This window comes from Accumulibacter sp. (assembly GCF_029255285.1).
Taxonomy (GTDB): Bacteria; Pseudomonadota; Gammaproteobacteria; order Burkholderiales; family Rhodocyclaceae; genus Accumulibacter.
This window is the reverse complement of record NZ_JAPUVI010000067.1, coordinates 32,350-44,677: the sequence shown is the minus strand read 5'-3', so window position 1 is coordinate 44,677 and position 12,328 is coordinate 32,350. Positions and strand designations below refer to the sequence as shown.

At 61.2% G+C, this 12,328-nt stretch carries 12 protein-coding genes and 1 pseudogene; 7 read left to right on the top strand and 6 right to left on the bottom strand.

The features are described from left to right. A pseudogene (locus tag Q1M07_RS08535) lies at positions 1-196 on the top strand (hypothetical protein); the annotation flags it as partial. Positions 197-361: 165 nt separating this feature from the next. Here the strand turns inward: Q1M07_RS08535 and Q1M07_RS08530 are convergent. Next, on the bottom strand, positions 362-1,237 hold the full coding sequence (locus Q1M07_RS08530) for a cupin domain-containing protein (protein WP_300452983.1): 876 nt from the start codon (positions 1,235-1,237) through the stop codon (positions 362-364). Continuing rightward, positions 1,234-1,788, bottom strand: a complete 555-nt coding sequence (locus tag Q1M07_RS08525) for a sigma-70 family RNA polymerase sigma factor (protein ID WP_300452981.1) — start codon at positions 1,786-1,788, stop codon at positions 1,234-1,236. The genes Q1M07_RS08530 and Q1M07_RS08525 overlap by 4 nt, the downstream gene beginning before the upstream one ends. A 1,007-nt stretch (positions 1,789-2,795) precedes the next feature. On the opposite strand from Q1M07_RS08525, the gene Q1M07_RS08520 reads away from it, so the two are divergent. Next, entirely contained in the window at positions 2,796-3,215 is a 420-nt protein-coding gene (locus Q1M07_RS08520) for an OsmC family protein (protein ID WP_300452979.1), read from the top strand. A gap of 94 nt (positions 3,216-3,309) precedes the next feature. On the opposite strand, the gene coq7 is transcribed toward Q1M07_RS08520, so the two are convergent. The 3 genes from coq7 to Q1M07_RS08505 form a co-directional block, all read right to left on the bottom strand. After that, positions 3,310-3,930, bottom strand: a complete 621-nt coding sequence (gene coq7 / locus Q1M07_RS08515) for a 2-polyprenyl-3-methyl-6-methoxy-1,4-benzoquinone monooxygenase (RefSeq protein WP_300452989.1) — start codon at positions 3,928-3,930, stop codon at positions 3,310-3,312. A 151-nt stretch (positions 3,931-4,081) separates the two neighbouring features. Next, positions 4,082-4,657 carry a CNP1-like family protein gene (locus Q1M07_RS08510; RefSeq protein ID WP_300452977.1) on the bottom strand — a complete coding sequence of 192 codons (576 nt, stop codon included), beginning with the start codon at positions 4,655-4,657 and terminating at the stop codon, positions 4,082-4,084. Beyond that, positions 4,654-5,196, bottom strand: coding sequence for an RNA pyrophosphohydrolase (locus Q1M07_RS08505; protein WP_300452975.1), 543 nt, complete (start codon positions 5,194-5,196; stop codon positions 4,654-4,656). The genes Q1M07_RS08510 and Q1M07_RS08505 overlap by 4 nt, the downstream gene beginning before the upstream one ends. 214 nt (positions 5,197-5,410) lie before the next feature. Between Q1M07_RS08505 and Q1M07_RS08500 the strand changes: the two genes are divergently transcribed. Both Q1M07_RS08500 and Q1M07_RS08495 read left to right on the top strand, forming a co-directional pair. Continuing rightward, positions 5,411-7,135 carry a proline--tRNA ligase gene (locus tag Q1M07_RS08500; RefSeq protein WP_300452973.1) on the top strand — a complete coding sequence of 575 codons (1,725 nt, stop codon included), beginning with the start codon at positions 5,411-5,413 and terminating at the stop codon, positions 7,133-7,135. After that, positions 7,123-7,725: a lytic transglycosylase domain-containing protein gene (locus tag Q1M07_RS08495; RefSeq protein ID WP_300452971.1), complete on the top strand. Its 603-nt coding sequence runs from the start codon at positions 7,123-7,125 to the stop codon at positions 7,723-7,725. The genes Q1M07_RS08500 and Q1M07_RS08495 overlap by 13 nt, the downstream gene beginning before the upstream one ends. 83 nt (positions 7,726-7,808) lie before the next feature. On the opposite strand, the gene ffh is transcribed toward Q1M07_RS08495, so the two are convergent. Next, a complete protein-coding gene (gene ffh / locus Q1M07_RS08490; RefSeq protein ID WP_300452969.1) occupies positions 7,809-9,164 on the bottom strand; it encodes a signal recognition particle protein in 1,356 nt (451 codons plus the stop codon). 30 nt (positions 9,165-9,194) lie between these two features. On the opposite strand from ffh, the gene ccsA reads away from it, so the two are divergent. From ccsA to Q1M07_RS08475, 3 genes are all read left to right on the top strand, one after another. After that, positions 9,195-10,034 carry a cytochrome c biogenesis protein CcsA gene (ccsA, locus tag Q1M07_RS08485; protein WP_300452987.1) on the top strand — a complete coding sequence of 280 codons (840 nt, stop codon included), beginning with the start codon at positions 9,195-9,197 and terminating at the stop codon, positions 10,032-10,034. A 346-nt stretch (positions 10,035-10,380) separates the two neighbouring features. Further along, positions 10,381-10,764: a VOC family protein gene (locus Q1M07_RS08480; protein WP_300452967.1), complete on the top strand. Its 384-nt coding sequence runs from the start codon at positions 10,381-10,383 to the stop codon at positions 10,762-10,764. A 214-nt stretch (positions 10,765-10,978) separates the two neighbouring features. Beyond that, on the top strand, positions 10,979-12,142 hold the full coding sequence (locus Q1M07_RS08475; RefSeq protein WP_300452965.1) for a hypothetical protein: 1,164 nt from the start codon (positions 10,979-10,981) through the stop codon (positions 12,140-12,142). Positions 12,143-12,328: the final 186 nt, after the last annotated feature.

Sequence of the window (12,328 nt, the reverse complement as noted above, 5' to 3'; positions counted from 1 at the left end):
GCAACGCCACTCCGGTCACGACATCGCCATCCTGGCGGCTCGCGATCAACTCTACCGGGCCGCTCGCCAAGCCAACCCAGCGCGTTGGAGCCGCCACACCCGTCACTGGACGCCCGCACCCGCGGCCACCCTTAACCCCGAGCGCAAACCAGAGACCCTCCCGAAAGGCACCCGAAGTATGCCATTGGCAGCATGAGTTCACGCGACAACTAGCTTGACATTCACCGGACCCAGTAGGGCGCCACCGGGAATCAATACCCCGGGATGCAGCAGGAAAATGGCGCTTTCGTTGTCGCATCATGAAAAACTTGGCTTCGGTCAGAAAAGTCGCCTCGTTTATCGAGGCTTATTCAGAGATTCCCTAACGTGGGGGCAGGGGTCGTGCTGCGCGGCCACGCACGAACAGCAGAGCGCCGTGGTCGCTGCTTACTTCGCCGTGCACGCTACCGGCCGGCGCCAGGTGAAACTCGCCGGCCTGCACCAGCAGATCGCCAAAGTACGCGTCGCCTTTCAGCATCATGCATTCCTCATCGCCATCGTGGGTGTGTCCGATGACGCGGCTCCCAGGTTCCAGACGAATGAAGCGTGAAGTCGCGTCGCCGTCTTGCCAGAGGAGTTTCTCTTGAGCCCCTACGGCGATGCTCTCCCACTTTCCCTGCATGGCGAGGACGGTGTGCACGCGTGGCCCTTGGTGCGGTAGCAGGCCACCCAGGAGTTCGCCGACGACGGCCCGGTGATGGCCACCACCAAGAGATGTGCCTCGCAGGAAGGCGAGGGCGCCGCTGGGCGACGATATGCGGCCATGCCGGCTGCCGGCAGGCGAGACGTGATAGTCGCCCGGACCTAGCTCCAGAGCTCCCAGTTGCAGGCTACCACGCAGCACGATTCCTTCCTCGAGATGGCGATGGCGATGCACCGGCAAGCTCGCTCCGGGCGCAAACTCGATCAGTACCGAAGCACCTTGCGGGCCTCGCCAGAGAATTCGGGCCCGCACCCCGGTCTTGACGCTGCGCCAAGGACTGTCGCCAGGGCGAACGGTGAGCAGGCCGGCGTGCCGGCGAACGCTCGCCTCGACACGTTGTAAGAGTGCCGTGCGTAGGTCGGCCAAGCGAGCCGCTGGGAGAGGCACGTCCGCCAGCCCTTGGCAAATGAGTTCGTTGAGTTCGCCATGGCCGCCGCCGTCTTCAGCGGCACGGAGTGTCATCCCGGGGTCGCTGTTCATGGGGTCGCTGTTCATGGGGTCACCATTCCGGAATGCGGGGCACCGGCCCCGAGAGACTCACGAAGGCGCAGTAGCGCGCGTCGAATGTGAGACTTTACGGTACCAAGCGGGAGGCTCATCTGGCTGGCGATTTCGTCATGCGACAGGCCCCGGAAGAAGGCCAGTGCGACCAGCTGTCGAGGTAAGGGATCGAGGCCTCGCAGTGCCGCGTGCAACCGGTGTTCACGCTGTATGGCCACCAGCAGATCGTGCGGATCGCCTCCCGCCGGGAGTTCCGCCAGTTCTTCCTCTTCGAGCGGCTCAGCGCAATCGCTGCGGCGTAGAGCATCGAGCGCGCGGCTACGCGCTATGGTCAAGATCCAGGCCACCGCCCGGCCACGCGTCGCATCGAAGCGTGGCGCCTGTCGCCAGACCTGCCAGAAAGCATCTTCGACGACTTCCTCGGCGGTCTGCACGTGGCGGGTAATGCGCAGTGCCAGTCCATAGACGCGCCCAGCCATCGCCTCGTAAAGTTCGCCTAAAGCCTGTTGGTCCTGGCGTACGATGCGCGCGACCAAGTCTTCCAAGTATCTGTCGTTGGCTGGCGAAGACGGCAGGGTGCTCGCGCCGCCTGCCGTGTTTGCTTGCCCAGCTTGTTGCCATTCTTCCATGGAAGCATTTTGCCTGACAGTTGGCTGATGGCCAAATTCTCTTGCCACGTGGATGCCTCCGCAAAGCCGGAGCCTCAGGTTGACGACGTAGCTGGCCCGCTCCAGGAGAGTAGGCAGGCTTCGAGTTAGGGACGGCCGCTCGCCGGAATGGGGTAATGGCATACAGGTCAGATTTCGAAAGGGCGAAGCCGGTGAGTGTTGCCATCGCAATAGCCGGCCTGGCCTCTTCGGTCAAGGCCAAGGGGACCGCTGCTGCGGCGCATGGGGCCTCATCATCTCCGTCTACGCGGCGTGGAGGACCTGGGATGCGGATCGACTGCGGCGAGCGTGCCGTGGCGCTGGTCTGCAGCGAAATCCATGAAGTTGCGTCGCGCATCGGGAGAGTTAGTGAACGCAGCGCAGCGGCGGCGGAATCTCTTGCGGCAAAAAAAAGCGCGACTCGGTGGAATCGCGCTAAATCCACACCAAAGGAGGAGGGTGGAGGAGACAAACGGAGATGACCAATTACGACAACCAATCACCAAACTGCCTAACCTGGGATCATTATGGTTCACCCAAGAGGAAAGGTCAAGTATTTTTTGTGCGTTGCGCCATTTTTTTTGGGTAGCCTCGACAGGCGAGCGTTTTTTTTGATTAAAATAATTAATGTTCATACGTTTACGTACAAATAGTGATATCGGTTACATAATAGTGAACAATGTAAAGAGCCTCCTGGCAGCCGAACCGGCGGCGGCGATGTTGCAACGCAGCACATGCTCACCGAGATGGCGCCCCGGCTTGGGGATACAATTCCCCCCAGGGGCGAGCGCACGGTCGGCAAAGCTTTCCTGGTTGGTGGTGTCTTTACGCGCTGTCAGTTTTGAGAGCAGTTGAGAAACCTCCGCCGCGTCGTGACCGTCCCCAAACAAGGCGAGGAGTAAGGAATGGAATGTAAGGTGAAATGGACTGGCGAGGGCATGTCGTTTCTCGCCGAGACGGGCAGCAATCACGCCGTGCTGATGGACGGCGCGCCCGAAGCAGGTGGGCGCAACCTGGCACCTCGCCCAATGGAACTACTTCTCGCCGGTACCGGTGGATGTACAGCCTTTGACGTTGTGCTGATCCTGAAGAAGGGACGGCACGCGGTCAGCGGCTGCGAAGTCAGTCTCCGGGCCGAACGCGCAGAAGCCGAGCCGAGGGTGTTTACGCGCATCCATTTCCACTTCCGGGTGAGCGGCAAGCAACTGCGGGCTGAGGCGGTGGCACGTGCGATCGAATTGTCGAATCAGAAGTACTGCTCGGCTTCGATCATGCTCGGTAAGACCGCCGAGATTACGCACGATTTCGAGATCGTCGAGGCTTGAGCAAAGTCGGCAGTTGTTTCCCCGACCGGTTCGCGGTCGCTGGTGGCGGCGCTGCGGGATGGCGGACTAGAGGCCTGCGCGCCGGCCCGGCATCCTATACGTGATAAGCAGCACGTGTCATCGACCGCGCGGCAAACTTCATGGCCAACCTGGCGAGCATCGGCAGGCGACGGGCCCCGAGGCGTACGGCGGTTTCGGCGTGTGAAATCTCATCCAGGCGCATCTGTTCAAGGATGGCACGCGATTTCAGATCCTGCATTGGCAGATTGCGCAAGTGATCGTCAAGGTGCGCCTCGACCTGCCTCTCGGTTTCTGCCAGAAAACCCAGGCTCCAGTGGTCTCCAAGTTTCCCGGCAAGCGCCCCGATGGATAGCGCACCCACAAACCAGAGAGGATTGAGTAGGCTAGTACGGGCACCGAGTTCGGCTAGACGACGCTCGGTCCAGGCCAAGTGCTCGGTTTCCTCGTCGGCCGCCCGTTGTAGCGCGTGCCGCAGCGCCATATCCCGGCAGGTCAACGCCTGCCCCTGGTAAAGCGCTTGGGCGCACACCTCGCCGACATGGTCGATGCGCATCAAGGCGCCGGCATGTTGGCGTTCGCGGTCCGACAGGGTGGCTTCCGGCAGCGCGCCGCCCGGCACTTCTCGGCGGCTCGACGCCGGCGCGAACAGGGTGCGCATGACCTTGTCGAATTCAAGGATGAGGCGGTCTGGAATCATTGGCTGTGGTTTAGTCGCGTTAACTCAATGCTTTGTCACGCTGAAACATCCTTTGCGACAGGAAAGCACCGCTCGTGGGCTGCGAGTGGGAGATCTGGCTATGATCCTGGGTTGTTTGTTGGAGCGGTGTCGTCCGCACAGGCTGTCGTCAGTGTTTCCTGGCCGACGGATGGCCTCCCTGGCGAAGAACTTGACGCGCTTCATCGGCGTCGCGAAGGGTAGTACCGACGACACAGAAGTACTCGGAGAAGAGCTCAGCATGATGGCGGTTCAGCGAGTTTTCACGGATTTTCTTCCATTGATCGCTGCGCGCTTTCGACCAAGTGTTGTCCGAGCGACCAAACGCGTAGATACGACTCTCGCCGGTGGCACAGCGAATGCCTTCGTAGCTTACGTTCCGTGCGCCTGACGGGCTGACGATTACCAGCGTGAAGCGCACCACACCGTCGCTGGCCACGCTCAGCGATTCAGCATCGATCAGAAACTTGTTGTCGCTCATCGCGCTGACGAAGAAGGGAACAAGATTCTCGGGCAGCGGAAAAGGCGGAAGTTGCGCTTCGATCTCAGCCCAAGGCTTCTCGTCCGAATCGCGGCTCGCACTGGCGGTCCAGCCAGCAAGCGGCAAGGCCGTGACCATAGCCAGCAGGTAGCGCAGAAACGTCTGGGTCGCAAACGGTGGCCGTTCGTTGGCTATCCGCGGCAGCAAGCCGACGACCGATCTCATTCCTTGCCAACGCTCTCGGCAAGAGTTCGCTCGCTGCTGGACGACGAGCGACGCTCACGACGGTGGTCCGAGTTCAGGAAACGCGCGAGCTCGTTCAGTGCCTGTTCATAGACCCGGCGTTTGAACTCGATCACCGCGTCCAGAGAGACCCAGTAGTTGTTCCAACGCCAAGCGTCAAACTCGGGATGATCACAGGCGCGCAGCGATACATCACTATCGCGTCCGACAAGACGAAGCAAAAACCAGATCTGTTTTTGCCCACGGTAACTGCCACGCCATTCTCGTCTTACCCAATGCGTCGGCACATCGTAACGCAACCAGTCCTTGGTCCGTCCCAGAATGGAGACATGTTCCGGTAGCAGGCCGATTTCTTCATGCAGTTCACGGTACATCGCTTGTTCGGGCGTTTCGCCCCTCTGGATGCCACCCTGAGGGAACTGCCATGAATGCTCTCGGATGCGCTTGCCCCAGAATACCTCGTTCCTGGCGTTACAAAGAATGATGCCGACGTTCGGGCGATAGCCTTCACGGTCAAGCATTTCTCAATCCTGCAATATGATTTGTTGGACACATTTTTTCACATTTCGTTAGTCTTGCAAAGCGCCGCGTGACAGCCAAGTAGCGGTTTGCGGAGGGCGGCCAGCCCGCCGCCGCCCGGCGTTTTTCCCTTGCTGTTTGCGCCAACGCCTTCCAAGAAGCATTTGGACAACGTTTCCAGTAGAATCGCTTCTCCGTCCTTGTCGACCGATTGCCATGCGAAGTTCGAGGTTTTTTCTGTCTACGCTGAAAGAAGCGCCCTCTGACGCCGAGATCGTCAGTCATCAGCTGATGCTGCGTGCCGGTATGATCAAACGCTTGGCTGGCGGCATCTACACCTGGATGCCGGTCGGCTTGCGGGTCGTGCGCAAGGTCGAGAAAATCGTCCGCGAGGAAATGGACCGGGCGGGAGCGATAGAGTTGTCGATGCCGGCGGTGCAGCCAGCCGAGCTGTGGCAGGAATCGGGGCGCTGGGAGAAGTATGGTCCAGAACTATTACGTTGCAAAGATCGTCACCAGCGCGACTTCGTCATCGGCCCAACGCACGAGGAGGTGATTACCGATGTCGTGCGCCGCGAAGTCAAGAGCTATCGGCAGCTACCCTTGCATTTCTATCAGGTGCAGGTCAAGTTCCGCGACGAGATCAGACCGCGCTTCGGTATCATGCGCGGGCGCGAATTCGTGATGAAGGACGGTTATTCGTTTCATTGCAGTTTCGAAGACTTGCAGCGCGAGTACCGCAATATGTTTGACACCTATACCCGGATCTTCACCCGCCTTGGACTGAAGTTCCGCGCCGTGGCTGCCGACACCGGATCGATAGGCGGTACCGGATCGCACGAATTTCATGTCCTGGCGGATTCTGGCGAGGATGCTCTGGCCTATTGTCCGGATTCGAGCTTTGCGGCCAACGTCGAACTAGCAGAGGCCCTGGCGCCGCCCGGCATCCGCTCGGCCGCGTCCGCCATCCTGCAGAAAGTTGCTACGCCAGGCCGTACGCGCTGCGAAGATGTGGCGGCGCTGCTCGATGTCCCGTTGACACAGACCGTCAAAGCGATCGCCATCGTCGTCGACCGGCCGCTGACGGGTTCTGGCGAGTTCGTTTTGATCCTCTTGCGAGGCGATCATAATCTTAACGAAATCAAGGCACAGAAGGTTGTCGGTGAGTTCCGCTTCGCGCGCGATGAGGAGATCGTTACGGCCCTCGGCTGTCAGCCGGGCTATATCGGTCCGGTTGGCGTCGGCAGCCTGAGGGTCGTTGCAGACCGCAGTGTGGCAGCGATGAGCGACTTTGTGTGCGGTGCCAACGAGGCGGATTTTCACCTCACCGGCGTCAACTTCGGGCGCGATGTGGAAGAGCCGGCGGTCGTCGCTGATCTGAGAAACGTCGTCGCTGGTGATCCTTCGCCCGATGGCAAGGGTCGTCTTGAGTTATGCCGCGGCATCGAGGTCGGCCACATCTTCCAGTTGCGCACCAAATATGCCGAGGCACTTAAGTGTAGTTTTCTCGACGAGAGCGGTCGGAGTCGGACGATGGAAATGGGTTGCTACGGCATTGGCGTGACCCGAATCGTCGGCGCAGCAATTGAACAGGGCCATGACGAACGTGGAATCATTTTTCCGGCGGCGATCGCCCCGTTCGAGGTCTGCATTGTTCCAATGGGCTATGCGAAAAGCGAGGCGGTGCGCGATGCTGCCGATGCCTTGTACTGCGAACTGACTCGCGCCGGTATCGACGTGCTGCTCGACGACCGCAACGAGCGGCCGGGAGTGATGTTTGCGGAAATGGAATTGATCGGCGTGCCGCACCGGGTGGTGGTCGGTGAGCGCGGGCTCGCGCAAGGCAAGCTCGAGTATCGAGGCCGCGTCGACACCGAGCCACAAATGCTGCCGGTGGCCGCGCTCGGCCGATTTCTGAAGGAGCGGCTGTGCTCCGGCTGACGGCCTTGGTCGTACTTTTCCTCCCGCTGGTGGTGCATGCGGGCGCGCAGAAGTACGAGCCGCTGTCGGCCAGTGTTCAGGCGGCGCTGTCGCGCACCGTATCCGACCGCGCACCGCCAAGAAGTTCCTTCCAGGATTCGCTGGCGGCGATCGACTGGCTCGCCGAGATGTCTCGGCGCCTTGAAAAGCGTATCCCGGATCGTGACAGTCGTCTGGAATTCCTGCGTTCGGTGCATTACGAAGCGACGCGGGCCGGTCTCGATCCTCAACTCGTGCTCGGACTGATTCAAGTCGAAAGCGGCTTCAAGAAGTACGCCGTGTCCACTGCGGGCGCACGCGGTTTCATGCAGGTGATGCCGTTCTGGGTGAAACTGGTCGGACGCAGCGACGACAATCTCTTCCACTTGCGCACCAACCTGCGCTACGGCTGCACGATTCTGCGCCATTATCTCGACATCGAGCGCGGTGACCTCTATCGCGCGCTTGGCCGCTACAACGGCAGCCTCGGTCAGCCAGGATACCCGAACATGGTGCGCGCTGCTTGGGATCAGCACTGGTACTACAGCCGCGGCAAGCTTGCGATGCGCTGAGTAGCCGTACCTGACAGGTCGCGCGAGCCGAGTTGCCAAACTCGGCTCGCCCGCGGGGCAGCGTCTTCGCGCCGAGGCGCCGCCTAGCGTAATCCCGGCAGCATTCCCCGGATGCCGCGCATCAGTTGTGCCATGCCGCCACGGGAAAACTGCTTCATCATCTTCTGGGTCTGCTCGAACTGCTTAAGCAGGCGATTGACTTCCTGTACCTGAACGCCCGCGCCCATTGCGATGCGGCGCTTACGGGTAGCCTTGAGCAACTCCGGCCGGGCGCGCTCAGCAGGAGTCATCGAGTTGATGATGCCTTCGATCCGCGCTACGGCCTTTTCCTCACCACCAGCGGGCAGTTGACCGGCGGCCTGCGAAAACTGTGCCGGCAGTTTCTCGATCATCGACGACAGGCCGCCCATCTTGCGCATCTGACTGATCTGGTCCTTGAAATCGTTGAGGTCGAAGCCCTTGCCGGATTTCAGCTTCTTCGCGAACTCGAGAGCCTTTTCCTCGTCGATACCCTTCCTAGCATCCTCGATCAGCGACAATACGTCGCCCATGCCGAGGATTCTCGACGCCATGCGTTCCGGGTGAAAGGCCTCCAGGCCATTCAGTTTTTCGCCTATCCCGGCATATTTGATTGGCCGGCCAGTAACATGACGTACCGAAAGCGCGGCGCCGCCACGGGAGTCACCGTCGAGCTTGGTGAGAATGATGCCGGTCAGCGGTAGTGCTTCGCTGAACGCCCGGGCCGTGGTAATGGCGTCCTGTCCCTGCATCGCATCAACCACAAACAGCGTTTCTATCGGTTTGATCGCCGCATGCAGATCAGCGATCTCCCTCATCATCGCCTCGTCGATGGCCAGCCGACCGGCCGTATCCACCAGCAGCACGTCGTGGTAGTGCCGCTTCGCCCAATCGACGGCCTGGCGAGCGATGTCCACCGGCCTGTCGGTCGGTAAAGACGGGAAGAAATCGGCTCCTGCCTGTCCTGCGATGGTCTTCAACTGCTCAATGGCGGCCGGTCGGTAGACGTCGCAGGAAACCAGCAGTACTTTTTTCTTTTGTGTCTCGCGAAGCATCTTGGCCAGCTTTCCGACCGTGGTCGTTTTTCCGGAACCCTGCAGTCCAGCCATGAGGACGATCGCCGGTGGCTGTACGGCCAGATTCAACCCATTGTGCGCTTCGCCCATGATCCGCGTCAGTTCGCGGTGAACGACACCGATCAGTGCCTGGCCGGGACTCAGCGAGCCGATCACCTCCTCGCCAACGGCTTTTTCCCGGACCGCGGCGATCAGTTCCTTGATCGCGGGCAAGGCGACATCTGCCTCGAGCAGGGCGAGGCGAACTTCGCGCAAGGCCTCGGCGATGTTGGTTTCGGTCAGGCGAGCCTGGCCGCGCAGTGTCTTCATGACGCGGGCAAGGCGTTGGGTCAGGTTGTCGAGCATCTGGCTTCCGGCATGGTGTAAACTTTGTTAATCGTGGATATTCTACTGCACCTTCTCCCGCACGTCGTTTCCTCACTGCTCTATGCGGCTCTGGGCTTTCATTTCTGGCAAACACGCTGGCGTGAAACCGACCGGCCGTTGGTGACTCTACCGATGCAAGAGTGGGAAAGGGCGGCCATTCTGCTTGCATTGCTAGTCCAGGGCTACGGGCTTTACGAAGGTCTGTTCAGTGCCGGGGGCATGCGTTTCTCTTTCAGTTTCGCACTCTCGCTGATGCTCTGGCTGGCGGTTCTGATCTATTGGCTGGAAAGTTTTCGCTCACGCATGGACGGCCTGCAGCCGATGGTGCTGCCACTAGCCGCGCTGAGTGCCGCCGCCCCGGCGCTGTTTCCGCAACTGCGCACCGTTGCTCATGCGGGTGCGTGGGGCTTTCAGCTCCATTTTCTGACTGCGATGCTGGCCTACAGCCTCTTCACCCTCTCGGCATTGCATGCTGTTTTCATGAGCTTTGCCGAGCGGAAACTGCATCAACGGGCGGTGACCCGGAGCCTGACTAGTCTGCCACCGATCCTGACCATGGAAGCCTTGCTTTTCCGCATGATTTCGCTGGCCTTCGCTCTGCTTACGGCAGCGCTCGTCAGTGGTGTGACGTTTTCCGAGGTGATTTTCGGCAAGGCCATGACCCTCGACCATAAGACCCTGTTTGCTTTCGCTTCGTGGGGAATTTTTGCCGCGTTGCTGGTCGGTCGCCATGCCTATGGCTGGCGGGGCCGCGTCGCGCTGCGCTGGACATTGGCCGGGTTCATGCTTCTCTTGCTAGCCTACATTGGCAGCCGCTTCGTTGCGGAAGTCCTGTTAGGCCGCCTCTAGGGTGACCGAGCCGGGATCAGGAATAGCTTTGTCTGCATGACCAACGGATCGTCGTCCGACAGCCGCGACAGCAGCCCGCCACCGCGTTTGCCATGCGGGAAGCGCGAGTGACTTCCGGCCGCCGCGGCGTGAGCCGTGTGGAACCAAGCTTTCTGGCTGTGGTCTCTGACTTCGAGACATGCTCCGGCAGACCAAGTCGCCTATTCGTCGGCTCGTAGCGGCTTTTGCGGCCCCTGTCGTGGGCTTTCTCACCAGGAGTCAAGCCGCGGACGGCGGTTGAGCGCTTGCCAACGGTCGCGATGGCATCTCCCAATCCCCCTTTGCTTGGCAAACAAGGAGCATGCGTATGGAAAATTCAGGTAATCCCGTCGGATGGTTTGAGCTTTACGTTTCCGACATGGAACGTGCGCGGACGTTTTACAGCGCTGTCTTTGGCCGGGAATTGATTGCACTGCCGGAAGTCGGCGAGGGCGGCGAGATGTATGCGTTTTCCTGGGTCGAAGGCGCGGCCGGTGCGGCTGGAGCGCTGGTTCGGCATCCGATGGTCCGTCCGGGAATGGGCGGCACGATGGTCTATTTTTCCTGCGCCGATGTGGCCGACGAGGCCGAGCGTGCCGCTCAGGCCGGTGGCCGTATCATTCGGCCGAAAATGTCCATCGGGCAGTATGGCCATATTGCCCTGGTCGAGGATACCGAGGGCAACACCATCGGCCTGCACTCGATGCGCTAACCGGCGGCCCCCCGCTCCTTCCTCGCGCTGGATTCAAACCAACCCCAATACAGCCGCCTGCCTGAGTCGGCCCTTGGCGAGACGCCAGTCCGGGGCGCATTTCGTGGCCAAGCCGGGCGATGGCGCCTGCTTGGGGGCCGCTGGTTTCCGAGCATTGGTGGCGAAGGAGCTCCATTTTGCGTTCGTGCGGGCGAATCGGCTATGATGGGGGTCGATGAACAGTTCCGCCATTCTTCGCGATTCGCACGCCGCCTGGCTGCTGGCCGCGGTGGAGTTGTTCTTCTCCCTGAGCTGGGTCGTTTACGTGATTTTTTTACCCGATCTACTGGCGCGCGGTGGCGTTGACCGACGCTATCTGCCCTGGGTTCTGGCGGCCGATCAACTGCTGTTTGCGCTCGCCGACTGGTGGATGGGGGTCGCGGTCGACCGAGCGCGTTCCGCGTTGCGCCGCATTGGACCGCCGCTGCTGCTGCTGTCGGCAATCTCGGCCGGCGCGCTGCTCCTGTTGCCCCACCTGGCGGCTACGCCGCAGCTCTTCCTCGCGATGACGAGCCTGTGGGTGGCGACTTCGTCGGCCTTGCGAGCGCCTCCCTATGTGCTGCTTTCCCATTACGCCGGACGATCGGCCATGCCACGTCTGGCCGGCATTCAACTGCTCGGCCTGGCGGCGGCGTCGGCCTCGGCGCCCTATCTGGCGATCGTCCTCAAGGGTGTCGACCCTGCGTTGCCCTTCGTCTTTAGCGCGGCGGCAGTCGCCGTGTCGGCGATGGCGCTGGTCATCGTCGAACGTGCGCAGCCCCTTGAGCCCCTGACGACAGTGCCGCACCCGGAGGCCGGCCAGACCTTTAGCCGCGCCGCGCTGTTCCTCCTGCTCATCGCACTTCTGCTCGCTTTCGGGCAGCAGGTGCATACGGCGATCAACTCGGCGTCGCAGTTCAAACGGGTGGCCGATCCGGCGCTTCTGACTTGGTTGATGCCGGTTTTCTGGATCGGTTTCAGCTTTGGTCTGCTTGCGGTCGACCGGTTTGTGCGCGCACACGGCACGCTGCACGTGCTCCGGCTCGCCTGCGTGGGCGGTGCACTGGCTCTGACGGCGACGGCATTGGCCGGCTCGCTGGCGCTGCTGATTGCCGTGCAGTTCGCTGCCGGAACGTTCTGGGGCTTCATCCTAAGTACGGCGATTGGCTTTGCCACCGAGCGCGGCTCACCGCTGCGAACCGGTCGCCATACCGGCGCGCTGATGGCGACACTGGCCGTCGCCGCGCTGTCGCGGCTGACCTTAAGCACCGCCGCCGGCACTGGCGTGTCGGTGATCGTCGAATGGTCGCCAGCGATCATGTGGGCGACCGCGGCGCTGCTCCTGTGGCGGGTTCGATAGACGCCTTGTTCTTGTCGCCTGGCCGCGTCGTCGTCGAACAAAGAACTGAACCATGATGCCGTTCGGCGCTCCTTGCCGTCTCCCCATAGCCGGATCGAGTACGGAATGTGGCGTTACTCGAGGATCGTAAAGCGGGCGACCCGGCGCGATCGGTTCAGTCGAAGCGCTGTCCGCCGGAGCAAGTGG

Bases quoted from the DNA above. Each gene is read 5' to 3' on its own strand.
- Q1M07_RS08510 (WP_300452977.1), bottom strand. From the start codon at position 4,657: ATGAGATCGGTCGTCGGCTTGCTGCCGCGGATAGCCAACGAACGGCCA.
- Q1M07_RS08520 (WP_300452979.1), top strand. From the start codon at position 2,796: ATGGAATGTAAGGTGAAATGGACTGGCGAGGGCATGTCGTTTCTCGCC.
- Q1M07_RS08475 (WP_300452965.1), top strand. From the start codon at position 10,979: ATGAACAGTTCCGCCATTCTTCGCGATTCGCACGCCGCCTGGCTGCTG.
- Q1M07_RS08530 (WP_300452983.1), bottom strand. From the start codon at position 1,237: ATGAACAGCGACCCCATGAACAGCGACCCCGGGATGACACTCCGTGCC.
- Q1M07_RS08500 (WP_300452973.1), top strand. From the start codon at position 5,411: ATGCGAAGTTCGAGGTTTTTTCTGTCTACGCTGAAAGAAGCGCCCTCT.
- Q1M07_RS08505 (WP_300452975.1), bottom strand. From the start codon at position 5,196: ATGCTTGACCGTGAAGGCTATCGCCCGAACGTCGGCATCATTCTTTGT.
- ffh (WP_300452969.1), bottom strand. From the start codon at position 9,164: ATGCTCGACAACCTGACCCAACGCCTTGCCCGCGTCATGAAGACACTG.
- Q1M07_RS08480 (WP_300452967.1), top strand. From the start codon at position 10,381: ATGGAAAATTCAGGTAATCCCGTCGGATGGTTTGAGCTTTACGTTTCC.